Here is a 23731-nt window from a genome sequence, read left to right as displayed (position 1 = left end):
GCGTAGGTACACAAGAGGGAGGACACGAGAGGTAGACTGCGGCGGTGACCCCAGCAGTCCGGACCAGCAACAGCGCGAGCCTGATCGCCGAACGGCTCCGCACCTCCATCCGCGACGGCGAACTCCCCCCGGGCACCCGCCTGGTGCAGGAGAAGCTCGCGGCGCAGATGGAGGTCAGCCGCATCCCCCTGCGCGAGGCGCTGCACACGCTGGCCGCCGAGGGGCTCATCGAGGTGCAGCCGCAGCGCGGCATGCTGGTCGCCGAGCTGGGCCGCGCCGAGCTCGGCGAACTCTTCGAACTGCGACTCCAGTTGGAACCCCACCTCGCCGAGGAGATCGTGCGCGGCTGCCGCGACCGGGACATCGACGGGCTCCAGGAGCTCGCCGACCGGATGCGCGGACAGGGTGCCGACGCCGCCGCCCGTGCGGACCTCAACTACCGCTTCCACCGGCGCATCTACGACCTCTCCGAGCGGCGCCTCACCCTCCGCTTCGTCGACCAGCTGCTCCATCTCGTCGAGCCGTACAGCCGCCGCTGGGTGCACTCCGGCCACGACCTCGAACGCATCGACAACGAGCACCAGGCGATGGTCGACGCACTGCGCGACCGTGACGCGGACGCCCTGCGCCGCGTGATCATCACCCACGTCGAGGGCGCCCGTGATCATGTACTGGCGGCGCACGATCCGGCGTAGAGCGCGGCACAGGGCACTGAGCACGACCCAAAGCCCCCCCGCCACCATACTCGTGCGCTCCCGCTAGGAGCCCTGCGGCTTTCGAGGCCGTCCGAGCCGACGGCGCTGCCAGACCTGGCACAAGGCCGACGGACGCCCTGTCCGGGAGGCACCGCAGCACGCTGCGCCGATTTGCGAGGCTCGGCCCACAAGGCTCCGACCTGCGGTTTCCGATGCGCGGAGCCCAAGTTCGGGACGTACGGTGACGGGTCCTTCCGCATGCCGACAGCCCCTGGTTCTCAGCCTCGGTCACTCGGCTATCAGGACCCCGAGGGGGACAACTCGGGCGGTGTCGAAGGCGAAGCCGAGCACCCTCCGACCACAGGCTTCGTACGGGCCACCAGCACCAGCCCGGCCAGCCGTCGGCCGGTCGCCCGGAGGTAGTCGCAGAACACGTCGAGCCGGTTCCGGCCCCCCAACTCCCGCAAGTGGATATCGAAGTTGATCTCGTCGCAGGCGTGGAAGTGCAGGTGTCAGGCGTCCCCCCGGCGGGACAGCGTACGGAGTGCCGGCCGCGAGGAGGCCGAGAGCAGCCGACCAGTCCGAGCCCCGGCGCCCGGGACATGCGTGCACGTCCAACAGGCCTCCCACAGCACGTCAACCCGGCGGCGTAGCGGCATGCCCCGAAGCGATCCCCCCCCACGACGTCGCCCCCCCGAAGAAGCCCGCCCGCGCGAGAGCCGGGGCCGGGGCCACAGCCGGAACCGGAAGCAGCCCCGGCCAGGCCCCGGCGTCACGTCAGCTCGCGTCCGCAGCAACCTTCTTCAAGGCCACGTTCAGCTTCAGTACGTTCACCCGCGGGTTTCCCAGGATGCCCAGTTCGCGGTCCTCGGTGTGGGTCCTGATCAGGGAGCGGACCTGTTCGGTCGGGAGGTTGTTGGCTTCGGCGACGCGGGCGGCCTGGAGGCGGGCGTAGGGGACGGAGATGTGGGGGTCGATGGCCGAGGCGGAGCCGGTGACGGCGTCCTTGGGGACGTCGGCCTCGGGGACTCCGTTGAACTCGGCGACCTGCTTCCTGGCCTGCCGCACGGATGTCACCAGCCTCGGGTCGTCGGCGCCGAGCTGGGAGGAGCCGGTGGCGAGCGGGTCGTAGCCGCTGTGGGAGGGGCGGCCCTGGAACCATTTCGGGTCGGGCTTGCCGGAGCCCTTCAAGGTGTAGCTCTGGCCGATGAGTTCGGAGCCGACCTCGCGGCCGCCGGATGTGACCATCGAGCCGTTGGCCTTGTCGGGGAAGAGGCCCTGGGCGAGGCCGGTGACGGCCAGCGGGTAGAGCACCCCGGTCAGCACGGTGAGGGCGAGGAGGGCGCGGAAGGCGGCTCCGGTCAGGCGGAGCGTCCGGGTCAGGGAGGTGTTCATGGGTCACGCGATCCCGGGGACGAGGGAGAGCAGCAGGTCGATGAGTTTGATGCCGAGGAAGGGGGCGACGAGGCCGCCGAGGCCGTAGACGCACAGGTTCCGGCGGAGCAGCCGGTCGGCGCTCATCGGCCGGTAGCGGACGCCGCGCAGGGCGAGCGGCACCAGGGCGACGATGATCAGCGCGTTGAAGACGACGGCCGAGAGGATCGCGGACTCGGGCGAGGCCAGGCCCATGATGTTGAGCTTGTCCAGGGCCGGGTGGGCGACGGCGAACATCGCGGGGATGACGGCGAAGTACTTGGCGAGGTCGTTGGCGATGGAGAAGGTGGTCAACGCGCCGCGGGTGATGAGGAGTTGCTTGCCGATCTCGACGATTTCGATGAGTTTCGTCGGGTCGGAGTCGAGGTCGACCATGTTCCCGGCCTCCTTGGCGGCCGAGGTGCCGGTGTTCATGGCGACTCCGACGTCGGCCTGCGCGAGCGCGGGGGCGTCGTTGGTGCCGTCGCCGGTCATGGCGACGAGTTTGCCGCCGGCCTGTTCGCGCTTGATGAGGGCCAGCTTGTCCTCGGGGGTGGCCTCGGCGAGGAAGTCGTCGACGCCCGCCTCGTCCGCGATGGCACGTGCGGTCAGCGGGTTGTCCCCGGTGATCATGATCGTGGTGATGCCCATGGCGCGCAGTTCGTCGAAGCGTTCGCGCATGCCGTCCTTGACGACGTCCTTGAGGTGGATGACGCCCAGGACCCGGGGTCCTTCGGTGTCCTCGACGGCGACGAGCAGCGGGGTGCCGCCGGCCTCGGAGACGGTGTCGGCGAGCCGCCGCGCGTCGGGGGCCACCGTCCCGCCGCGTTCTGCGACCCAGGTGAGGACCGAACCGGCCGCGCCCTTGCGGACCTTGACGCCGTCGGCGTCCACGCCCGACATGCGGGTCTGCGCGGTGAAGGGCACCCACTCGGCGTCCGCGGAGCCGGTGTCCTCGGACAGCCCGTACCTCTCCCGCGCGAGGGTGACGACGGAGCGGCCCTCGGGGGTCTCGTCGGCGAGCGAGGAGCGCAGGGCGGCGTCCGCGAGTTCGGCCTCGGTGACGCCGTGGACGGGGACGAACTCGGCGGCCCGGCGGTCGCCGAGGGTGATGGTGCCGGTCTTGTCGAGCAGCAGTGTCGACACGTCGCCGGCGGCCTCGACGGCGCGGCCCGAGGTGGCGAGGACGTTGCGCTGCACGAGGCGGTCCATGCCGGCGATGCCGATCGCGGAGAGCAGTGCCCCGATGGTCGTGGGGATGAGGCAGACCAGCAGGGCCGTGAGGACGACGAGGGTGGTCTGCGCGCCGGCGCCCGCGTAGCCGGCGAACGGCCTGAGGGTGACGACGACCAGTAGGAAGACGATGGTGAGCGAGGCGAGGAGGATGTTCAGCGCGATCTCGTTCGGCGTCTTCTGCCGGGCGGCGCCCTCGACGAGCCCGATCATGCGGTCGATGAAGGACTCGCCGGGCCTGGTGGTGATCCGGACGACGACGCGGTCGGAGAGCACCCGTGTCCCGCCCGTCACCGCGGACCGGTCGCCGCCCGACTCGCGGATGACGGGTGCCGACTCGCCGGTGATGGCCGACTCGTCGACGGAGGCGACGCCCTCGACGACGTCGCCGTCGCCGGGGATGACGTCGCCCGCCTCGCAGACCACGAGGTCACCGACCCGCAACTCGGCGCCGGGGACCTGCTCTTCGGCGGAGCCGTCGCCGGTCAGGCGGCGGGCCACCGCGTCGGTCTTGGCCTGGCGCAGGGTGTCGGCCTGGGCCTTGCCGCGGCCCTCGGCCACGGCCTCGGCGAGGTTGGCGAAGAGGACGGTGAGCCACAGCCAGGCGGCGATGACCCAGCCGAACCAGTCCCCCGGGTCCGCGGCGGCGAGCAGGGTGGTGAGCACCGAGCCGACGAGGACCACGAACATGACCGGGGTGCGGACCATCACCCGCGGGTCGGTCTTGCGGAGCGCCTCGGGCAGCGAGGTCAGCAGCTGTCCTGGCGTGAACATGCCTCCGCCGACGCGCCGTCGGGCGCCGCCGCCGGTGGTGCCGGGCGGTGTGTCCCGCCGGGGCTCCGTCGCGGGTGCGGCCGCCGGGGATTCCGTCTTCCGGGTCGTTGTGGATGTCGATGTCATGCCGCCAGCCCTTCGGCGAGGGGCCCGAGTGCGAGGGCCGGGAAGAACGTGAGACCGGTGATGATCAGGATCACTCCCACCAACAACCCGGTGAACAGGGGTTTTTCGGTGCGCAGCGTGCCCGCGGTGACGGGTGTGGGCCGTTGTTCGGCGAGCGAGCCCGCGAGTGCCAGCACGAAGACCATCGGCAGGAACCGGCCGAGGAGCATGCACACGCCGAGCGTCGTGTTGAAGAACGGGGTGTCGGCGCCGAGCCCGGCGAAGGCCGAGCCGTTGTTGTTGGACGCGGACGCGTACGCGTACAGCACCTCGGAGAAGCCGTGGGCGCCGAGGTTCGTCATGGCCTTCTCGCCGTCCGGCAGGGCCATCGCGACGGCGGTGCCGACGAGGACGAGCGCCGGGGTGACGAGGATGTACAGCGCGGCGGCCTTGATCTCCCGGGGGCCGATCCGCTTGCCCAGGAACTCGGGGGTGCGGCCGACCATCAGTCCCGCGATGAACACCGCGATCACCGACATGACGAGCATCCCGTACAGACCGGAGCCGACGCCTCCGGGTGCGATCTCGCCGAGCATCATGCCCAGCATCAGCACCCCGCCGGAGAGGCCGCCGAAGGAGTCGTGGAAGGAGTTGACGGAGCCGGTGGACGTCATCGTCGTCGACACCGCGAACAGGGACGAGGCGCCCTCGCCGAACCGCTGCTCCTTGCCCTCCATGGCGCCGCCCGCGAGCTGCGCCGCGGCGCCGGGGTGGGCGAACTCCAGCCAGGTGACGGCCAGTACGCCCGCTCCCCAGATGACGGCCATCGCGGAGACGATCGCGTAGCCCTGCCGGGGCGAGCCGGTCATCCGGCCGAAGGTGCGCGGCAGCGAGAAGGGGATCACCAGGAGCAGGAAGATCTCCAGCAGGTTCGACAGCCCGCCGGGATTGGCGAAGGGGTGCGCCGAGTTGGCGTTGTAGTAGCCGCCGCCGTTGGTGCCCAGATCCTTGATGACCTCCTGGGAGGCGACGGCCCCTGGGCTGATCGACTGCTGCTCCCCGGTCAGCGTCGTGACGGTGTGCACGTCGCCGAAGTTCTGCACCGCGCCGCAGGCGACCAGCAGCACGGCCGCGACCAGGGACAGCGGCAGCAGTACGCGGACGACGCCGCGTACCAGGTCGGCCCAGAAGTTGCCGAGTTCGCCGGTGCGGGAGCGGGCGAAGCCCCGTACGAGTGCCACCGCGACGGCCATGCCGACGGCGGCCGAGACGAAGTTCTGCACGGCGAGTCCGGCGGTCTGGGTGACGTGGCTCATCGCCGTCTCCCCCGCGTAGGACTGCCAGTTGGTGTTCGACACGAACGAGACGGCGGTGTTGAACGCCTGGTCCGGTGAGATCGGCGCGAAGCCGAGGGACAGCGGCAGCCTGTCCTGGACGCGCTGGAGCAGGTACAGGAACACGACTCCGGCCAGCGAGAACGCCAGGACGCCGCGCAGGTAGGCGGGCCAGCGCATGCCGGCGTCCGGGTCGGCGCCGATGCAGCGGTAGATCCACCGCTCGGCGCGCAGGTGCCGGGTGGACGAGTAGACGGCGGCCATCCAGTCGCCGAGTGGACGGTGCACGAGGGCCAGCGCCGCCACGAGCGCGGACACCTGGAGCACGTCAGCGAGTACGGGGCTCATGTGCGGGGTCAGAACCTCTCCGGGCGTACGAGGGCGAGAACGAGATAGCCCAGCAAGGGGACGGCGACGACGAGGCCGACGAGGATCTCGGCACGTCCGTCGAGAAGGGCGGTCACAGCTTCGCCACCCCCTTGGCGATGAGCGCCACCAGCGCGAACAGCGCGACCGTGGTGACGACGAAGGCCGCATCGGCCATCGAGCACTCCTGATGAGGTACGACGTGATCGGACGGTCCGATTACAAGCCCCGGACCGGGCGGCCACGACGCCCTCTGACGCCCCTCATACGCCGCCCGGCCCGGTCTTGACACCGCTCTGACGTCGGCCGTCACCACCGGCGGCCGGAACCCGCCCCTCGGGCCGGAACCGGCCCCCGTCTTCGGGTCAGAACCGGTCGGGGTACTTGCGGGCGAGGATCAGGTATCCGACGAGGCTGCCCGCGATGACCAGCCCCACGATGTTCTCCACGCTCACGACTGCGCTCCTTCGCTCACCGCGGAGGGCCGTCACGGGTTCGGACGTCCGGCCGCGGCGGCCCTCGTCACCGGGCCGGACGGGGCCAGTCTGCGGCCGTCGGAGGGCCGGGCCGGCGCCCGTTGACAGCGCTCTGACGCCCGTGGGGAGATCCTTGACGCCGGCCGTTCGCCCGGGGCTTCACGCCTCGACGGGGACGAGGGTCAGGTAGGCGAGGCCCAGGACGTCGCGGTAGCCGCGGAGCCAGGCGGCGCGGTGCCGGTCGGCGCGGGCGCGGGTCTCCTCGGCCTGCGGGTGGCCGGGGTGGGCGGCGAGCCATGCCTCGACGTCGGCGCGGTAGCCCGACTCGAACTCCTCCCATTCGTCACGGCTCGCGGTCTCGATCCACGCGGGGCGGAAGCCCGCGGCGACGGCCAGGTCGACGAGTTCCGCGAGCCCGTGGTGCTCGGCCGCGCGGGCGCCGGGCCACATCTGCGCCAACTCGGCCTGCTCCGGCGGGCGTTGCCAGATGCCCTCGCCGAGCAGCACGCGGCCGCCCGGGGCGACCAGCCGGCGCAGCGCGCGCAGCGCCGGTGCGGTGTGCCCGGGCGGCGTCGCGTCGCTGAGCGCCTGGCCGGCGCCGAGGCACAGCACGAGGTCGGCGGGCCCGCGCCGGGTGCCGACGGCCGACTCCCGTACGAAGCGGACGCGTTCGGCCAGCCCGCGCGTCCGCGCCTCGGCCCGTCCGCGTGCCAGGTCGTCCTCGTCCAGGTCGAGGCCGAGTCCGGTGGCCGTGGGTACGGCCTCCAGGACGCGGAGGGTGAACTCGCCCCAGCCGCAGCCGATGTCGAGCACGGTCGCCGGCGGGGACGGGACCTGGCGGGTGAGCCGGTGGATCATCCGGGCCGCCCGGTGCTCGGACAGGGGCCCGTGGAAGGTGAGCCGGGTCAGGCGCGGGGGTGCGGTGGCGGCGGCGTCGTCCATGGGGCCGCACTGTAGCGGGACGGGCTGCCCCGGGACATCGGATTCCGGTCGGCCACGCCCCGTTCCGCGCCGGAGCGTTCAGCCGCCGTGCGGTGTTCGGTTCCCGGACGGCGGCCCGCCCTCCCGCACCGGGTACGGGACGAAGGTGCTGCTGTGTTCGTCGACGGACAGTGCGCGGTCCAGCGGCGGTACCGCGCGCTGCGGGCAGTCGGTGCGCTCGCAGACGCGGCAGCCCATGCCGATGGGTGTGGCGGCCGCGGCGTTGTCGAGGTCGAGGCCGTCGGAGTAGACGACCCGGGAGGCGTGCCGGATCTCGCAGCCCAGCGCGATGACGAAGGTCTTGCCCGGCTCGCCCCAGCCGCCCCGGTTCCGGGTGACGGTCCGCGAGGTCCACAGGTGGCGCTGCCCGTCGGGCATCGCGGCGACCTGTACGTGGATGCGTCCCGGCGCGGCGAACGCGTCGTACACGCCCCACAGCGGGCACGTACCGCCGGTTCTGGAGAAGTGGAAGTCGGTCGCGGACTGGCGTTTGGAGAGGTTGCCCGCGCGGTCGACCCGGACGAAGGAGAAGGGGACACCGCGCAGTTTCGGCCGCTGGAGGGTGCTGAGCCGGTGGCAGACCGTCTCGTGGCCGAGGCCGAAGCGGTCGGTCAGCCGCTCGATGTCGTAACGGACCTCCTCGGCGGCGGCGTGGAAGGCGCGGTAGGGCAGGATCAGCGCGGCGGCGTAGTAGTTGGCGATGCCGATCCGGGCCAGCGTCCACGCCTGCGAGCCGGTGGGGAAGTCCTCGGCGGCGAGCGCCGATATCGCGTCGCCGTGCTCCAGCAGCGCGAGCTGGGTGGCCATCCGGAACGCCCGCTGACCGGGCCGCAGTCGGGCGGAGAGGTGCAGGACGCGGGTTTCGGGGTCGTAGTGGTGCTGGTGGTGCTGGTCGTCCCGGTGCCCGTGGCGCTGCCCGGAGGGGTCGTCGGCGAGCCGTACGCCGTGCTCGGCGAGGCGCGTGGTGAGCGCGCGCCGCACCTCGCCGGGGCGGATGCCGATGCGTGCGGCGAGGGACTCGGCGGCGAGGTCCGTCTCGTGCAGGTAGTTCCGGCGGCGGTAGAAGAACTCGCGGATCTCCTCGTGCGCGGAGCGCGGCGGCCGTGCGGACACCGCGCCGGCGCCCGGGCCGCGCCCCTCGGCGACCTCGGACACCTGCTCGGCCAGGCCCCGGTTGCGCCGTGCGAGGTCGATCAGGGCCGTCGCCACGTCCGGCATCCGCGCGGCCAGTTCGGACAGGTCCGAGGGCGAGACGCGGGCCGCGTCCACCGCGCCGGCCAGCGCCTCGCGCAGGTCCGCCACGAGGCGGCTGGTGTCCCGTTCCGAGAAGAAGCCGGCGTCGATGCCGAACGTCTCGGTCAGGCGGAGCAGTACGGGCACCGTGAGCGGCCGGGATTCGTGCTCCATCTGGTTCAGGTAGCTGGGCGAGATGCCGAGCAGGCGGGCGAGTTCGGCCTGTTTGAGGCCCCGGTCCTCGCGCAGCCGGCGCAGCCGGGCTCCCGCGTAGGTCCTGCTCACGGCGGCACTCCTTCCTGGCGCTGCGCCGCGGGCCGCGGCGGAAGCGGGCCCCGCCCACAAGGTCCCGTGCGCTTCGCAGACTTGGCAAAGGCGGGGTTCAAGATGAGCAGAACTTAGCAGCATTCCCCCCTTGTTGGCACTCCGTGCCGATGACAGATTCAGTGACACGGCCCGCCGGGACACCGGCGACCACCACACGAACCGGGGCGCGATTCACGCCCTGACGTCGGAGATCCCGGCCCTCGTGCGGCGGTACGCGTCCATCGTCTCCACCGGTTCACCGGCGGGCCGCCCCGGCAGACGTCAGGACAACCAACCCATGTGGCACCCGATGCCATGCAGGTGCGGCCTCCGGCGCCGAACTGCCTGGACCTTCGCAGAACTTCGCACACCTCACCCATCACTCCGCGGCCCCCGGGCCGCCACCCTCGGGAGACAGTCATGGCGGACACGCAGACCACAGCCGAACAGCTCGCCCGGCGCTGGGCGACCGACCCCCGCTGGCAGGGCATCGAGCGCAGCTACGGCGCGGGCGACGTCGTCCGGCTGTCCGGGAGCGTCCACGAGGAGCACACCCTCGCGCGGCGCGGCGCCGAGCGGCTGTGGCGGCAGCTCCACGAACGCGACTACATCCACGCGCTCGGGGCGCTCACCGGCGGCCAGGCCGTGCAGCAGGTCAGGGCCGGGCTCCAGGCGATCTACCTGTCGGGCTGGCAGGTCGCCGCCGACGCCAACCTGGCCGGGCAGACCTACCCCGACCAGAGCCTCTACCCCGCCAACTCCGTTCCGCAGACGGTGCGCCGGATCAACAACGCGCTGCTGCGCGCCGACCAGATCGCCACCGCCGAAGACGCGGGCGACGACACCGACTGGCTCGCACCGGTCGTCGCGGACGCCGAGGCGGGCTTCGGCGGCCCGCTCAACGCCTTCGAGCTGACGAAGGCGATGATCGAGGCGGGCGCCGCGGGAATCCACTACGAGGACCAGCTCGCCTCCGAGAAGAAGTGCGGCCACCTGGGCGGCAAGGTCCTCGTGCCCACCTCCCAGCACATCCGGACCCTGAACGCGGCCCGATTGGCGGCCGACATCGCCGACGTGCCCACCGTCATCGTGGCCCGCACCGACGCTCTCGCCGCGAACCTGCTGACCAGCGACGTCGACGAGCGCGACGCGCGGTTCTGCACCGGCGAGCGCACCGGAGAGGGCTTCCACCGGGTGCGGAACGGGATGGAGCCGGTCATCGCCCGTGGCCTGGCCTACGCCCCGCACGCCGACCTGCTGTGGATGGAGACCGGCACCCCGGACCTGGCGCAGGCCCGCGAGTTCGCCGAGGCGATCCACGCCCGGTACCCGGACCAGATGCTGGCGTACAACTGCTCGCCCTCGTTCAACTGGCGGGCCGCGCTGGACGACGACCAGATCGCCAAGTTCCAGCGCGAACTGGCCGCCATGGGCTACCGGTTCCAGTTCATCACCCTGGCCGGTTTCCACTCCCTCAACCACGGCATGTTCGACCTCGCCAAGGGCTACGCGGAGAGCGGCATGACGGCCTACGTCGACCTCCAGGAGAAGGAGTTCGCCGCGCAGCAGGACGGGTTCACCGCCGTCAAGCACCAACGGGAGGTGGGCACCGGCTACTTCGACCAGGTCTCCACCGCCCTCAACCCCGCCTCGGCCACCACAGCGCTCACCGGCTCCACCGAGGAGGAGCAGTTCCACTAGAGAGCCGCACCCGCCGGTGGCCGGCCACCGGCGGGTGCCTCTCCCCCGTCCGACGCTCCACGACGGTCTCTTCCCTCAGGGAGTCCCGCATGTCCCCCGCTCTCGCCCACCGTGTCGAGGTGACCGGCCCGCCCGGGCACCGGCACGACGAGATCCTCACGCCGGAGGCGCTCGACTTCGTCGGCCGGCTCCACACCGCCTTCGGCGAGCGGCGCCTGGCGTTGCTCACCGAGCGCCGGCGCCGCGCCCTCCGGCTCGCGTCCGGCGAGCCCCTGGACTTCTCGGTGGCCACGGCCCCCGTCCGGGACGACCCCGGCTGGCGGGTTGCCGCGCCCGCTCCCGGCCTCACCGACCGGCGGGTGGAGATCACCGGCCCGCCCGCCCGTGACGCGGCCGCCCGCGCCCTCACCTCCGGCGCCCAGGTGTGGATGGCGGACCTCGAGGACGCCACCTCCCCCACCTGGCAGAACATCGTCGACGGCCAGCTCGTGCTGCGGGACGCGTCCGAGGGCCGCCTCGTCCGCGCCGCTCCCGGACGCCTCGCCACCGTCGTCGTCCGGCCGCGCGGCTGGCACCTCACGGAGGAGCACCTGCGCGTCGGCGGGGAGCCGGTGTCCGCCTCCCTCGTGGACTTCGGGCTGTACTTCTTCCACTGCGCCAGGCGGCAGCTCGACGCCGGCCGCGGCCCGTACTTCTACCTGCCCAAGCTGGAGAACCACTACGAGGCCCGGCTGTGGAACGACGTGTTCGTCCTCGCCCAGGAGCTGCTCGGCATTCCACGCGGCACCGTCCGGGCCGCCGTCCTCGTCGAGACCGTCACCGCCGCCTTCGAGATGGAGGAGATCCTCCACGAACTGCGCGAGCACAGCGCCGGGTTGAACGCGGGACGCTGGGACTACCTCTTCAGCCTCGTGCGGAACTTCGCGCACCGTCCCGACTACCTGCTGCCCGACCGCGGCAAGCTCACCATGACCGCACCGTTCCTGCGCGCGTACACCGACCTGCTCGTGCGCACCTGCCACCGGCGCGGCGCCCACGCCATCGGCGGCCTGGCCCAGCAGCTGACCGGCACGGGACCGGCGGCCGAGGAGCCGGCGGCGGTGCGGCTGGACAAGGAGCGGGAGGCCGAGGAGGGCTTCGACGGCTCCGCCGTGGTCGACCCGGCGCTGGTGCCGGTCTGCCGCCGGGTGTTCGACGGCCGCCTCGCGGGGCGTCCGCACCAGATCGAGCACACCAGGGAGGACGTGCACGTCACCGCGCGCGACCTGCTGGCGGTCCGCCGGACCGCGGGACCCCCGACGTCGGAGGGCATCCGGGCGGACGTCGCCGTCGCGCTGCGGTACATCGACTCCTGGCTGCGGGGCCGGGGCGCGGTCACGCTGGACGGTCTGGTGGAGGACGCCTCCACCGCCGAGATCGCCCGCTGTCACCTCTGGCAGTGGCTGCGGCACGGCGCGGACGACCGCGCCACCGTGCTCGCGCTGCTCGACGAGGAGTGCGCCGCGCTGGCCCGCGAGGACCCGGACGCGCTGGTCGTCCAGGCCCGTTCCGTCCTCGAACGCACGGCGCTGGCACGGGAGTTGCCCGCCTTCTTCACCACGGAGGCCTACGCCGCGCACCTCGTCCGTACCCGTGAGGTCCGGGCGTGAGCCCCGTGGAGGCGTCGCCTCCCGCTCCGGTCCGTGCCGTGCGGCGGGTCGGTGTCGTCGGCGGCGGGCAGATGGGCGCCGGAATCGCGGAGGTGTGCGCACGCGCCGGGCTCGACACCGTCGTCCGCGAGGCGGACGGGACGGCCGCCAGGGCGGCCCGGGAGCGGGTGGCGGGCTCGCTGGAACGCGCCGTCGGGCGCGGCAAGCTGGCACGGCCCGAGGCTGAAGACGCCCTCTCCCGGCTCGTGTTCACCGGAGAGCTGGAGGACCTGGCCGACCGGCAGCTCGTCGTCGAGGCCGTCGTGGAGAACGCGGAGGCCAAGGCAGAGGTCTTCGCGGCGCTCGACAAGATCGTCGAGGATCCCGGGGCCGTGCTGGCCACCAACACCTCCTCGGTTCCGGTGATGCGGCTCGGCATGGCGACCGGGCGCGCGGACCGGGTGGTGGGCCTGCACTTCTTCAACCCGGTCCCCGTACTGCCCCTCGTCGAACTCGTCACCTCGCTGCACACCTCGGCCGAAACGGCCCGGGACGCCGAGGAGTTCGCCGCGCACGTCCTCGGCAAGACGGTGGTGCGCTCCCGGGACCGGGCCGGCTTCGTCGTCAACGCGCTGCTCGTCCCCTACCTGCTCTCGGCGGTCCGCATGGCCGAGTCCGGCTTCGCCACGGCCGAGGACGTCGACGCCGGAATGGAGCTGGGCTGCGCCCACCCCATGGGGCCGCTCAGGCTCGCGGACCTGATCGGCCTCGACACCGTCGCCTCCATCGCGGACTCGCTGTACGAGGAGTTCAAGGAACCGCTGTACGCCGCGCCGCCGCTCCTGCGGCGCATGGTCGAGGCCGGGCTGCTGGGCCGCAAGTCCGGTCACGGGTTCCACGTGTACGACCAGGGCCGATGAGGGGTCCTGGTACCTCCCGCGCCCGTTGAGGGGCGGGCGCGGGACGGCGCCCGGCACGGTTCAGAGGCCCGTGCCGGGCGCCGCGGCGCGTGCACCGCTCACCCCCGGTCGAAGGTGCGGTCGAGGAAGTGGAGGGCGTTGCCGACCTCGGCGCGGTCGACGACGGGGCCGTGGCCCACGCCCGGCACGATGCTGAGTTCGGCGCGGGTGCCGGTCCTGCGGACGGCCTTGTGGAGTTCGCGGGACTGCTGGTGCGGGACGAGGCAGTCGGCGTCGCCGGTGGCGATGCTGAACGGCGGCAGGTCGCGTGCCGTGTCCAGGTAGGTGAGCGGGTCGGCCCGCCGCACCTTCCCGGGGATCGTGGGCAGTGCGGCGCCCAGCCACTGCGACTCGGAGGAGGCGGCGGAGTCCCGGGGGTGCAGGCGTCCTTCGCAGACCTTCGGGGTGTCCTCCCTGAACTGGTCGTCCATGGCGCCGAAGTTGTTCGGCGCGTACCAGACGACGGCGGCCTGGACGGCGGAGGAGACGTCCGCGTGGCCGAGCGCCGGATCGTCGAACATCGTTTTCCGGCCACCGGTGACGGCGACCATCTGTGCCATGTAGCCGCCGGCGGACTCGCCCCAGATGACCAGGCGTCCCGGGTCGAAGCCGCAGGCGCCGGCGTGTGCGCGCAGCCAGCGCACGGCGGCCTTCACGTCCTGCACCCCGGCGGGGAACAACGCCTCTCCGGTGAGGCGGTAGTTGACGCTCGCGGCGGCGTAGCCCCGGCGGAGCTGGTGGGCGATGTTCGGCTTCTCCATGTCCTTGTCGCCCTGCCGGAAGGAGCCGCCGTGCACGTTGATGATCAGCGGGGCGTCCTTGCCCGCGTTCTCGGGGAGGTAGAGGTCGAGTTTCTGCGCGTCCGAGGTACCGGCGTACGGGACGTCCTCGTGCGTGGGCACGGGGAGTGCCGGCTTCCCGTTCGGGGAGGGGGCGCTGATCCGCTTCCCCTCCCCCTTCCCGTCCTTCTTCCGCTCGTCCTTCCGCTCGTCGACGCAGGTGGCGGGGCGTTCGGCGGGCCGGCCGTGCGCGGGGCGGCTCACGTCCTGGGTCGTGTCGGCGCCGGGCAGCCCGCCGCAGGCGGTGGCCCCGATCAGGGGCAGGCCCGCGAGCAGGGTGACGGCGAGGAGGCGCCTCGGGCGGGCGGAACCGCCCGAGGACACCCGGTTGTTGCGAGGGAGGCGCACGGCCCGACTCCTTGATTCACGCACCGGCAGGGCGGCGAAGCATAGAGGACGGAAATGATCGGAAAGCGACGAGCAGGTGCCGCCGCACGTCACACGGGTCCGGGCTTGATCCGCCGGCGTCCGGGCGGCACCCTCGTGACGTGCCGAAACTGCTGATCGTTCACCACACCCCGTCGCCCAACCTGCAGGCCATGTTCGAGGCCGTCGTCGCCGGGGCGACGACGGACGGCATCGAGGACGTCGAGGTCGTCCGCAGGCCCGCGCTGTCCGCCACCGTGCAGGACGCGCTGGACGCCGACGGCTACATCCTCGGGACGCCCGCCAATCTGGGCATGATGAGCGGCGCCCTGAAGGTCTTCTTCGACACCGTCTACTACCCGGTGCTGGACACGGCCCGGGGCCGCCCGTACGGGCTGTACGTGCACGGGAACAACGACACGACCGGCGCGGTGCGCGGCATCGAGTCCGTCACCACCGGCCTCGGCTGGCCCAAGGCGGCGGAGAACGTCCTCGTCACCGGCGAGCCCTCGAAGGCGGACGTGGAGGCCTGCTGGAACCTGGGCGCGACGGTGGCGGCGGGGCTCATGCCCTGACCGGGGCCGCCGGCCGGGCGGCTCAGATGGCCGCGCGTACGGCCGCCTCGAAGCCTTCGACGTGGCTGCGGGCGAGTTCGGCCGCCTTGTCCGCGTCGCCCTCGGCGATCGCCACCAGCAGCGGGCGGTGCTCCTCGACGTGGCCGCTGACCCCGCCGGGCAACCGGTCCAGGAAGAGGCACCAGATGCGGGTGGCCAGGTTGTCGTGCCGGACGAGGGTGTCCTCCAGGTACGGGTTGTGGGTGGCGCCGTAGATCGCCCGGTGCACCCGGAGATCCATGCGCATCAGCTCGCCGGAATCCCGTCTGCTGGTGTCCGTGTGCTCCAGTTCGTGCAGCAGTTCCTCCAGCTCCGTGCGGTCCTGCTCGGTCGCGCGCCGCGCGGCCTGGGCCGCGGCCATCGGCTCCAACTGCTGGCGCACCTCGGAGATGTGGGCGAGGTCGGTGATGTTGACCTCGGTGGCGAAGGTGCCGCGCCGGGGGTAGGTGACGATGAGCCGCTCGTACTGCAGCCGCTTGAGCGCCTCCCGGACCGGCGTCCGCCCGACGCCCAGTTCCTGGGAGAGCTGATCCTCGTTGACCGGCGCACCGGGACGGATCTCCAGCATCACCAGGCTGTCGCGTATGGCGCGGTACGCGCGCTCGGCGTACGACAGTTCCTCGGCGCCCGAGATCGTCAACACGTTCTGCATGGAGCCCCCTTGACTCGTCGAACGGTCTCTCATACCTTACCGCACAAGCTGATATACCAGTCCACGCACAGCTTTTCCACATCCGGAAAACCGGTGGTGGGAAAGGCCGTTGAGGGATTGTCGTCCGCTGCGAGGAAGGGGTTAAGAAGCCGCGCTAGGGGGCCGTGCGCAGGTTTTCCTCCAGCCAGGCGACGCCGAAGTCCACGGTCTCCGCCGCCTCGAAGAGATGGCATTCCGCGGCGCCCACCCGTCCCCTGCGGCCGAATCCGGCGGTGAGCATGGCCCGGGCGATGGTCTCGAAGGGCCAGGTGCCGTCGGGGACCACGGCGGAGTAGTCGAAGGCGCCGTCCTCCGAGTCGATGTCGTGGAAGCGCCGCCACACCCGCCGCCCGTCGACGAGGATCGGCTGCTCGTACTCCACGAACCGCTTGCCGGGCACGTCGGCCAGGGCCTCGGCGTGGTGCAGGAGCGTGAGCGCGTCCAGCGGTGCGCCCAGCAGCAGTACGCGGCCGCCCAGGGCGGCCAGCCGGGCCAGCGGGCTGCCGGGGCCGTGCGGGTCGTCCCAGGGGTGGTCGGCCATCAGGGCGTGGGCCGCCGCGCCGAGCGCGGCGAAGCTGACGTCGGGGTGCCTGCTGCGTACGGCGCCCGGGCGGCGGCGCAGGGCTTCGGGGAGCCGCCCGTTGTGGTGGTCGGCCTCGCTCAGGTCCGGGTCGTACGCGGGGTGTTCGGCGCGCAGCGCCTCCTGCCAGGCGCGCGGCCAGTCGGTGAACCCGTAGGGCGGGGCGTCGTTCCAGCCGCAGGTCACCATCAGGGTGCCCGGTGCGCCGACGACGTCGAGGAGCGCGTCGATCACCGTCCGGGAGCCGCCCGCCACGTAGCCGAGGGCGGACATCTCGGTGTGGAACATGACCGTGTCGCCCGTGGTCAGGCCGAGCGCGGACAGATCGCGGGCGAGCCGGGAGCGGGTGACCGGGCCGTCGGAGCGCTTCAGCAGGGCCGTTTCGTCCATGAACGGACGGTAGCGGGCGGACGGGCGCCTGCGGCAAGCGAATAACTGCCGGTGGTGCGCGGCGGGTTCGGGGCGGGGCTCTAGTGGGTGCGCAGGGTCAGGCTCTGGGCCAGGGTGCCGAGAGGGCCGTGCTGGTCGTGCAGGGTGCTGCTGGTCAGGCCGAGGCCCGTCGGTCCGAAGGAGACCGTGGTGTCGAAGCCCGTCCACGCGCCCCGCGGCTGCCGGAACAGGTGGGCCGTGAGGTCGAGGTTCGGGAAGGCCAGGTCCTGCGGATCGGCGCGCACCGCCATGCCGTTGGCGAGGTCGAAGAGCGTCGCGGCACCGGCGAGCGGGCCGACGGGCTCGCCCGCGACGAGCTGGTGCTCGGTGCGGATCCAGAAGGCCGCGCGGCCGGGCCCGGTACGGTCCCGGCGCACCTCGGCGGAGGCGACGAAGCCGCCGGGCCAGACCGTGGACGGGTCCCACGGCTTCATACTCTCCGGTCCCGGGATGCCGGGCAGGCCGGTGCCCTCGACGGCGCCGCTGTCGCCCGGCCGCATCAGCCAGGCGCGGACGGCGACCACGGTGCGTCCGGCGTGCGCGAGTTCGGCCTCGACGAGTTCGACGGTGCGCCCCGCGCGGGCCACCCGTACCCCGGACTCGACGTCCTCCAGCGGCACCCGGCCGTGGATGTCGTAGGAGAGCCGCCCGATGTGCAGCCCGTCGTCGCGGCGGGCGTCCCGGTCCTGCTCGACCAGGTGGGCCAGCAGTCCCAGGGCCGGGCCGATGTGCTGCTCCTCGGGGTCCCAGGCCCCGCCGACGTGACGGGTCGGCCGGAACACCGACGCGCCCACCCGCTCGAAGTACGCCACGCTCACTCCGTTCTCCCGCTGCCTGCCGTTCCGCTTTCCGGACAGCCCCTGGACCCTTCCCTTCCGGAGCGTGGACATTCCGGCCCCGGCCGAACACCTGTGTGTGCATGCCCTGTTGGACGCCGCACGGGGAGAACCACCGGGCCCCGCGCGCACGTCGCTCTCTCCGAGAGCCGGCGGACCGTGGAGAGAGAGCGCATGACGGACGGACGACCGTGCGTGTTCCGGGAGGCGTCCGGTGTCCTGCGGGACGGCGGACGGGCGCTGCGGGGGCGGACGCTGCGCGTCGTCGGGGCGGCGGCGCTGGGCGGGCTGGCGCTCACGGCCGTCTGCTTCCTGGTGTCCTGGCCCGCGTTCACGGAGATGGAGAACGGGGCCGCCGAGGCCCGGCGCGCCCAGGACTCGTACGCCCCCGACCTCGGCGTTCCGTGGCTCGTGGCGCTCTGCGGGCTCCCCTTCCTGCTGCTGCTCGCGCTGCTCGGCAGCGCGCGGCTCCAGCTGCTGCACTCCCGCGCGGCCGCGCCCACCGGCACGGCCGCCGCACGGGCACGCACCGTCGCGGCGGTCTACGTACTGCGCGCCCTGTGCACCGGAGTTCCGCCGACCGCCGGGTTCCTGGCGTACGAGGCGATCGCCCTCGCCGCCCCGGCGGCCCCGGACCCCGTACGGGCCGTGCCCGGCTGTCTCGCCCTGCTCGCGGCGGGAGGGGTGCGGCTCGGGCTGGCGCTGGCGCCGGCGGCCGCCGCCGAGGGGTTCGCGCCGGTCGCGGCACTGTGGCGCTCATGGCTGCTGGTCCGGAGCGGGCTCGGGTGGCGGCGCACGGCGGCGGTCGCCCTGCCGCTGGGCGCGTGCACCCTGGGCACGTTCCTCCTGACGCCGGCCGCCGCCCTGCCCCTCCGCCCCGCCGTCGCCACCGCGTTCACGGCCCTCGGCCCGGACAACCCGTACGCCGCCCACGCCGCTGCCCGGCTCGTCCCCGTCGCCCTCGCCGCCCTCCTCACCGGTGCCCTGGCCCTCCCCTTCGCCCAGACGTGCCTCGCGCTCCTGCACCGGCGGGGCGGTCAGTAGTCGAGGCCCGCGTACCAGTCGCCGCGGCCTGCCCGGGTGAGGTCGAGGAGGTGCCAGACGGGGGTGAGCAGGTCGATGCCGCGCTCGTCGATGTCGTCGGACAGGCGCGGGTGCGTGGAGTAGAAGTGCCGTACCGCGCCGTCGGCGTCGCGGGTGAGGACGGTGACGGTGGAGTCCTGGTTGCCCTCGGCGTCCTCGCCGCCCAGGTCGTACTTGAAGGTGCTCGAACCGGCGCTCAGCAGGCGCAGGTTGGTCCACTGCCGGTTCCTGGCGTGCGCGCGGAGGGCGGGCAGGGAGGCCGCGGCGACGACCGCGAGGTCGACGGTCCGGCCGATGTGGCGGGCCACTCCGTTGAAGCCGTCGAGCCACATCGTGCACATGGGGCACGGTTCGGTCTGCCGCTTGCCGTACATGAACTGGTAGACGACCAGTTCGCGCCCCGGCCCGGTGAACAGTTCACTCAGCCGTACGTTCCGTACCGGCGCGTCCCCGTCGGCCAGGTCGGCGGGGCCCTCCTCCAGGACGTAGTCGTCCAGGACCGGTCCCTGCGGCAGGGCGCGGCGCATCGCGGCGACGCGTTCGCGGTGCCGCATCAGTTCCGTCTCGGCCTGGCCCAGTTCCTCGCGCGCCTCGGTGTATTCGGCGGATTCGCCGGTGAGATTCGTGTACCGCATCCCTGATTCCAGCCTTTCCTGTACGTGCCCCCTCGATTCGGCTCACCACGGTATTCCCGGACCCGGAAGGCGACGGGCAACGAAACGACGGGGCCGGGGAATGCGCAGGTGGCCGGGCGGGAGCGGGAATTCGCCGGAGAGGCCGCCGAACGGCCGGGCCGGAAGCGCGACTTGCCGTGACGGCCCGCCGTGCGGAATCCGGCGGGGCACACGGACCGGTCAGAGGTGCGTGCCGAAGAAGGCGGTCAACTGGTCCGCGCTCACCTGCGCGCACGACCCCGACCGGCAGTTCGTGGTCTGGACCGCCGAGCCCGGCGCCCCCTCCCACGACGGCTTGCGCATCCTCGCTTCCTGGGCCACCACGGAGACCGCGCCGCCGGGCGTCTCCCAGCCGCACCGCCGGCCCGTGCCGGCGCGCCTCCGCGCGGCGCGGTCGTACAGGTGAACGGAGCGTGTACCGGCAGGAGTTGTGTTGTGCCGCATGCGTTGACGCGCCGGTGGTGCGTGGCTAACGTCTTCGCTCATTGAAATTTCCATTCCGGATTACGGAAGGGCGTAGACGTGTTCGGGTCTCTGTCGCGCGGGGGCGACAAGCGGACTCCTCCGGCCCGGCCGGAGGACCAGCCACTGTCCGCAGGGCAGTTGGGGGCCTACGGGCTCCAGCACGTCCTGACCATGTACGGCGGCATCGTCGCCCCGCCACTGATCGTCGGACCCGCCGCCGGACTGTCGGGCCCCGAGGTGGGGCTGCTGGTGACCGCCACCCTCTTCGTCAGCGGGCTGGCGACGCTCCTGCAGACGCTGGGGCTCCCGAAGTTCGGAGCCCGGCTGCCCCTCGTGCAGGGCACCACCTTCGCGGCCGTCTCGACGATGACGGCCATCGCCGCGCAGGGCCAGGGGCTCCCCGCCGTCTTCGGCGCCACCGTGGTGGCGGGCCTGGCGGGGCTCGTCGCCAGCTTCTTCTTCGGGAAGGTCGTCCGCTGCTTCCCGCCGGTGGTGACGGGTTCCGTCATCACCGTCATCGGCCTGACGCTGCTGCCCGTGGCCTTCGGCTGGGCCTCCGGCACGGGGAACGTCACCGCGCGGGGCGGCTCCATGGCCGACATCGGACTGGCCGGGCTGACGGTGCTGATCATCCTGGCGCTCTCGGCCCTGGGCACGGGCGCCGTCTCCCGGCTGTCGATCCTGCTGGGCATCGCCCTCGGCACGGCCTGCGCCGCCGCCTTCGGCATGACCGACTTCTCCACGGTGGGCCAGGGTTCGTTCTTCGCCGTGCCCCAGCTGCTGCCCTTCGGGCCGCCGGTGTTCGAGATCTCGGCGATCGTCTCCATGACGGTGGTGATCTTCGTGGTGCTCACCGAGACGACCGCGGACATCCTCGCCGTGGGCGAGATCGTCGACTCCCGCGTGGACGCGCGCCGGATCGGCGACGGCCTCCGCGCCGACATGCTCGCCACCACCCTCTCGCCCCTGTTCGGCGGCTTCGCCTCCAGCGCGTTCGCGCAGAACGTCGGCGTGGTTGCCCTCACCAGGATCAAGAGCCGCTACGCGGTAGCGGCCGGCGGCGTCCTCATGGTCGTGCTCGGCCTGCTGCCGGTCATGGGGAGGGTGATCGCGGCGGTGCCGCTCCCGGTGCTCGGCGGCGCCGGACTCGTCCTGTTCGGCTCGGTCGCCGCCAGCGGCATCCGCACGCTGTCCACGGTGAGCTTCCACCGCAACGCCAACCTGGTGCTGGTGGCCACCGTGCTGGGCATCGGCCTCGTCCCCGTCGCCGCCCCGCACTTCTGGGACCCGTTCCCCCGGTGGTTCTCGCTGATCATGTCCTCCGGCATCAGCGCCGCCAGCATCGTGGCCGTCCTGCTCAACCTCGCGTTCAACGAGACCCGCCGCCGGCGCCCCGACCTCCCCGCCGCCCCGCCGCGCCACCGTTCACCCCGCAAGGGCCGGTGAGGAACACCCATGGCGCTCTTCCGGTTCCGCGGGCTGCCGCGCCCGTACCTGGCCCCGGAGCTGGACGACGCCCGGCTCGGCGCCGTGTGCGAACGGCTGGAGGCGCCCGCCGGAGGGCTGGCGCCGATGGACATCGGGCAGGGACTGGCCGACATCCGCCTCACCCTGGCCGAGCAGCTGCTCGACGGCATCGTCCCGGACTGGGAGCGGCGCACCCACCGGTGCAGGACCCTCGCCCGCGCGATCGACCCGGGCCTGGCCCGCCGGTGGGCCGAACGGCGGCCCGACAGCGCCGAGTTGCAGCTGCTCAGGGCGTGGACGGAGCTGGAGACCGGCCGCCGCGAGCAGCATGTGCACAGCCCGCAGGACACCGTCGACGCCTGCCGGCACGCCGCCGGACTGCTGCCCGACGACCCCGCGCCCTGGACAGCGCTGCTGGGCGTGCTCCGGCTGCTGCGCAGGCCCGCGGGCGAGGTGTTCCCCGTCTGGCACGAGGTCGCCCGCCGGGACGCCTGGCACCGCGAGGCCTGTCTGCAGATGCTCGGCTATCTGTCGCCGGACGAGGGCGGGTCCAGCGCGCAGGAGATCGACTTCGTCGACGCGGCCGAGTCCGCCATGCCCCCCGGCGCCCCGGCGACGGGCCTGCGGCTGCACGCGTTCACCGCCCGCTACCGCAGGACACTGGCCGCGGGCGGCCCCAACGCCGTACTGGCCGGCCATCTGTGGCACCAGCCGCCGGTACGGGCGTGCGTGGACCGCGCCCTCGCCGAGTGGCTGCGCCCGGACGCCCTCCCGCACGCCACCGCGCTGGCCGACCTCAACCTCCTCGCCTACGCGCTCGTCCACGCGCACCGCCCCGCCGACGCCCTCCGGGTCTTCCGCCGGGTGGGCGGCGTCGTGGCCCCGTGGCCCTGGGAGCTGGACGGCGATCCGGTGCGCGCATTCACCCGCGCACGCGAGGGGGTGCTGCCCTGAGTGCCTTACGGGGAGGGGTGGTTCACCGATTCCCCATCCCCGCGGAATGGACGCGCGAGCACGCACCGGAATACTCCCCGCACGGCGACCGGAAATACCCGGCCGACCGCCGCGCTGAGTGCACCGGTTTTCTCGGTGTGCCCGGATGCTCACGCGGTCCCGCGCGGCGCGTAGCAGCCAAGTAACAAGCTGCCGGGGCCCCTTGGAGCCGCAGGTGGGACCGTGTTCGGATGTGTCCATGACACGCACCAATGGTTCCCCGGAGGGATCCACCGAAGGGACAGCGCACGCCCCGCACGGGAATCAGGACAAGGCCGTTCCCGGCGAGGAGAAAAAGCTGGCGGAAAACCAGGAGAAGACCCCGGACAAGAGCAGCGGCAAACACCGTGCGGGAAAGTCCTCCGGCAATCCGGAGAACGGCACCGAAAACGCGAAGGGCGCCAAGAACCCCCGCCTCCGGGCCCGGCTCCGCGTCTCCGCGAAAATCGGCATCGCCCTGGCGGTGCTCCTGGCCTTCCTCGGCGTCGGGGACCGCTGGGCGGTGCTGTACGCGGAGGACAAGGCCGCCACGCAGGTGCAGGAGTCGCTGCACCTGCGCGCCAAGCCCGACGTCCGCATCCCCGGCTTCCCCTTCCTGACCCAGCTCGCCACGGAGGAGCTGGACCGGGCCGACGTCACCGTCACCGACGCGCCCGGCGGCCGGATCTCGGTGGCCCGGGTCGAGGGCACCACCCGCGACGTCCGCCTGGTCACCGGCGACTCGCCGCTGTCCGTCAAGGGCGCGGTACTGGGGAGGACGCACGGCGAGGTGATGCTCGCCTTCGACGACCTGGACCGTGAACTCGGCACCTCCCAGGTCTCGTTCCACCGCGGCAAGCGCCCGGACACGGTGCTGGCCGACGGGCGGCTGCCCGTCGCGGGCCGCACCGTGCAGCTGCACGCCACCGCGCACCTGCGCCGCATCGGCCGGACCGGCGTGGGCACCACGGTGCGCGACATGCGGCTGGACGTGCCGGGGCTGTTCTCCTACACGCCCGGCGAGGACGGCGGCCTGCGGCTCGCCGAACCGCTCGCCGAACGCGTCCGGAACGACGCGGCGAAGGTCCGGGCCCTGTTCCGGGTCGGCAGCGTGGCGCAGCGCTTCGGCCTGACCCCGCGGCGCGCGGCGCGGATACGTCAGAGCGAGGCGGCGCTGCACCGGCTGACCGGCGAACCGCGGTTCACCGAGCGGCTGATGCGGGTCAACCTCCTGGACGCGGCGCTGGAGAACCCGTCCCTGCTGAAGAAGTTCGGCATCGACCCGGGCCTGATCGACGCCCTGGAAAAGCTGAAGGCCCCGAAGCTCGCGGACGAGCTGACCTGGTCCACGCGGCTGCCCGACTCCCCCGGCCACATCCGCATCCGGACGCTCGCGGTCCGGAAGGACGGCATCCACGCCGAACTCGTCAGCCCCGGCCTCAAGTTCGGCGCCACCAAGGGCTGACGGCGGCCTGCCCGTGCGCGTACGGCGAGGGCGCCGGCGGACGCGC

General features: G+C 72.8%; 20 protein-coding genes and 2 pseudogenes. 10 read left to right on the top strand and 12 right to left on the bottom strand.

Annotated features, from left to right (window positions below; translation table 11 throughout):
* Positions 1-44 precede the first annotated feature (44 nt).
* Positions 45-695, top strand: a complete 651-nt coding sequence (locus HCC30_RS13785) for a GntR family transcriptional regulator (protein WP_169442788.1) — start codon at positions 45-47, stop codon at positions 693-695.
* 777 nt (positions 696-1472) lie between these two features.
* On the opposite strand, the gene kdpC is transcribed toward HCC30_RS13785, so the two are convergent.
* The 7 genes and pseudogenes from kdpC to HCC30_RS13750 form a co-directional block, all read right to left on the bottom strand.
* Positions 1473-2090 (bottom strand): potassium-transporting ATPase subunit KdpC, encoded by a 618-nt coding sequence (gene kdpC, locus HCC30_RS13780; RefSeq protein WP_169442787.1) that lies wholly within the window; start codon positions 2088-2090, stop codon positions 1473-1475.
* Between the two features lie 3 nt (positions 2091-2093).
* A pseudogene (gene kdpB, locus HCC30_RS13775) lies at positions 2094-4130 on the bottom strand (potassium-transporting ATPase subunit KdpB); the annotation flags it as partial.
* A gap of 107 nt (positions 4131-4237) precedes the next feature.
* Positions 4238-5902, bottom strand: a complete 1665-nt coding sequence (gene kdpA, locus HCC30_RS13770) for a potassium-transporting ATPase subunit KdpA (RefSeq protein WP_169442785.1) — start codon at positions 5900-5902, stop codon at positions 4238-4240.
* An 8-nt stretch (positions 5903-5910) separates the two neighbouring features.
* Positions 5911-6018: a K(+)-transporting ATPase subunit F gene (gene kdpF / locus HCC30_RS13765; RefSeq protein WP_169442784.1), complete on the bottom strand. Its 108-nt coding sequence runs from the start codon at positions 6016-6018 to the stop codon at positions 5911-5913.
* Between the two features lie 267 nt (positions 6019-6285).
* Entirely contained in the window at positions 6286-6375 is a 90-nt protein-coding gene (locus tag HCC30_RS13760; RefSeq protein WP_169442783.1) for a K(+)-transporting ATPase subunit F, read from the bottom strand.
* A 180-nt stretch (positions 6376-6555) separates the two neighbouring features.
* Positions 6556-7338, bottom strand: a complete 783-nt coding sequence (locus HCC30_RS13755; protein ID WP_169442782.1) for a class I SAM-dependent methyltransferase — start codon at positions 7336-7338, stop codon at positions 6556-6558.
* Positions 7339-7416: 78 nt separating this feature from the next.
* Positions 7417-8895, bottom strand: coding sequence for a helix-turn-helix domain-containing protein (locus HCC30_RS13750; protein ID WP_169442781.1), 1479 nt, complete (start codon positions 8893-8895; stop codon positions 7417-7419).
* A gap of 441 nt (positions 8896-9336) precedes the next feature.
* On the opposite strand from HCC30_RS13750, the gene aceA reads away from it, so the two are divergent.
* From aceA to HCC30_RS13735, 3 genes are all read left to right on the top strand, one after another.
* Positions 9337-10617: an isocitrate lyase gene (gene aceA, locus HCC30_RS13745; protein WP_169442780.1), complete on the top strand. Its 1281-nt coding sequence runs from the start codon at positions 9337-9339 to the stop codon at positions 10615-10617.
* Positions 10618-10706: 89 nt separating this feature from the next.
* Positions 10707-12266 carry a malate synthase gene (locus tag HCC30_RS13740; RefSeq protein WP_169442779.1) on the top strand — a complete coding sequence of 520 codons (1560 nt, stop codon included), beginning with the start codon at positions 10707-10709 and terminating at the stop codon, positions 12264-12266.
* 38 nt (positions 12267-12304) lie between these two features.
* Positions 12305-13165 (top strand): 3-hydroxybutyryl-CoA dehydrogenase, encoded by an 861-nt coding sequence (locus tag HCC30_RS13735; RefSeq protein WP_346776620.1) that lies wholly within the window; start codon positions 12305-12307, stop codon positions 13163-13165.
* Positions 13166-13263: 98 nt separating this feature from the next.
* Here HCC30_RS13735 and HCC30_RS13730 read toward each other — a convergent pair whose 3' ends face one another.
* The gene (locus tag HCC30_RS13730; RefSeq protein ID WP_169442777.1) at positions 13264-14391 is read right to left on the bottom strand and encodes an alpha/beta hydrolase; all 1128 of its coding nucleotides are present in this window, start codon (positions 14389-14391) and stop codon (positions 13264-13266) included.
* Between the two features lie 140 nt (positions 14392-14531).
* Here HCC30_RS13730 and HCC30_RS13725 point away from each other — a divergent pair, with 140 nt between their 5' ends.
* Positions 14532-14984 (top strand): NAD(P)H-dependent oxidoreductase, encoded by a 453-nt coding sequence (locus HCC30_RS13725; RefSeq protein WP_169442776.1) that lies wholly within the window; start codon positions 14532-14534, stop codon positions 14982-14984.
* A gap of 22 nt (positions 14985-15006) precedes the next feature.
* Here the strand turns inward: HCC30_RS13725 and HCC30_RS13720 are convergent, their stop codons facing one another.
* From HCC30_RS13720 to HCC30_RS13710, 3 genes are all read right to left on the bottom strand, one after another.
* Positions 15007-15675, bottom strand: a complete 669-nt coding sequence (locus tag HCC30_RS13720) for a GntR family transcriptional regulator (protein ID WP_169442775.1) — start codon at positions 15673-15675, stop codon at positions 15007-15009.
* A 154-nt stretch (positions 15676-15829) separates the two neighbouring features.
* Positions 15830-16684 carry an aminoglycoside 3-N-acetyltransferase gene (aac(3), locus tag HCC30_RS13715; RefSeq protein ID WP_169442774.1) on the bottom strand — a complete coding sequence of 285 codons (855 nt, stop codon included), beginning with the start codon at positions 16682-16684 and terminating at the stop codon, positions 15830-15832.
* 80 nt (positions 16685-16764) lie between these two features.
* Positions 16765-17535 (bottom strand): acyl-CoA thioesterase domain-containing protein, encoded by a 771-nt coding sequence (locus HCC30_RS13710; protein ID WP_169442773.1) that lies wholly within the window; start codon positions 17533-17535, stop codon positions 16765-16767.
* A 198-nt stretch (positions 17536-17733) separates the two neighbouring features.
* Between HCC30_RS13710 and HCC30_RS29000 the strand changes: the two genes are divergently transcribed.
* On the top strand, positions 17734-18603 hold the full coding sequence (locus HCC30_RS29000; RefSeq protein ID WP_169442772.1) for a hypothetical protein: 870 nt from the start codon (positions 17734-17736) through the stop codon (positions 18601-18603).
* Here the strand turns inward: HCC30_RS29000 and HCC30_RS13700 are convergent.
* A complete protein-coding gene (locus HCC30_RS13700; protein WP_169442771.1) occupies positions 18597-19277 on the bottom strand; it encodes a DUF899 family protein in 681 nt (226 codons plus the stop codon). The genes HCC30_RS29000 and HCC30_RS13700 overlap by 7 nt on opposite strands.
* Before the next feature lie 244 nt (positions 19278-19521).
* On the opposite strand from HCC30_RS13700, the pseudogene HCC30_RS28600 reads away from it, so the two are divergent.
* The 4 genes and pseudogenes from HCC30_RS28600 to HCC30_RS13680 all read left to right on the top strand — a co-directional run.
* A pseudogene (locus tag HCC30_RS28600) lies at positions 19522-19722 on the top strand (hypothetical protein); the annotation flags it as partial.
* A 116-nt stretch (positions 19723-19838) separates the two neighbouring features.
* Positions 19839-21227, top strand: coding sequence for a nucleobase:cation symporter-2 family protein (locus HCC30_RS13690; RefSeq protein ID WP_206323792.1), 1389 nt, complete (start codon positions 19839-19841; stop codon positions 21225-21227).
* Between the two features lie 9 nt (positions 21228-21236).
* Positions 21237-22202, top strand: coding sequence for a hypothetical protein (locus tag HCC30_RS13685; RefSeq protein WP_169442770.1), 966 nt, complete (start codon positions 21237-21239; stop codon positions 22200-22202).
* A 238-nt stretch (positions 22203-22440) separates the two neighbouring features.
* Positions 22441-23685 carry a DUF2993 domain-containing protein gene (locus HCC30_RS13680; RefSeq protein WP_169442769.1) on the top strand — a complete coding sequence of 415 codons (1245 nt, stop codon included), beginning with the start codon at positions 22441-22443 and terminating at the stop codon, positions 23683-23685.
* Positions 23686-23731 lie beyond the last annotated feature (46 nt).

The organism is Streptomyces sp. HNM0574, assembly GCF_012726235.1.
Lineage (GTDB): Bacteria > Actinomycetota > Actinomycetes > Streptomycetales > Streptomycetaceae > Streptomyces.
The sequence above is the reverse complement of the archived record's forward strand: the minus strand, read 5'-3'. Positions and strand labels throughout refer to the sequence as shown.

What these genes read in the sequence shown, in the direction of transcription:
- kdpC (WP_169442787.1), bottom strand. Translation starts at nt 2,090, where the DNA reads ATGAACACCTCCCTGACCCGGACGCTCCGCCTGACCGGAGCCGCCTTC.
- kdpA (WP_169442785.1), bottom strand. Translation starts at nt 5,902, where the DNA reads ATGAGCCCCGTACTCGCTGACGTGCTCCAGGTGTCCGCGCTCGTGGCG.
- HCC30_RS13755 (WP_169442782.1), bottom strand. Translation starts at nt 7,338, where the DNA reads ATGGACGACGCCGCCGCCACCGCACCCCCGCGCCTGACCCGGCTCACC.
- aceA (WP_169442780.1), top strand. Translation starts at nt 9,337, where the DNA reads ATGGCGGACACGCAGACCACAGCCGAACAGCTCGCCCGGCGCTGGGCG.
- HCC30_RS13740 (WP_169442779.1), top strand. Translation starts at nt 10,707, where the DNA reads ATGTCCCCCGCTCTCGCCCACCGTGTCGAGGTGACCGGCCCGCCCGGG.
- HCC30_RS13720 (WP_169442775.1), bottom strand. Translation starts at nt 15,675, where the DNA reads ATGCAGAACGTGTTGACGATCTCGGGCGCCGAGGAACTGTCGTACGCC.
- HCC30_RS29000 (WP_169442772.1), top strand. Translation starts at nt 17,734, where the DNA reads ATGACGGACGGACGACCGTGCGTGTTCCGGGAGGCGTCCGGTGTCCTG.
- HCC30_RS13700 (WP_169442771.1), bottom strand. Translation starts at nt 19,277, where the DNA reads ATGCGGTACACGAATCTCACCGGCGAATCCGCCGAATACACCGAGGCG.
- HCC30_RS13685 (WP_169442770.1), top strand. Translation starts at nt 21,237, where the DNA reads ATGGCGCTCTTCCGGTTCCGCGGGCTGCCGCGCCCGTACCTGGCCCCG.
- HCC30_RS13680 (WP_169442769.1), top strand. Translation starts at nt 22,441, where the DNA reads ATGACACGCACCAATGGTTCCCCGGAGGGATCCACCGAAGGGACAGCG.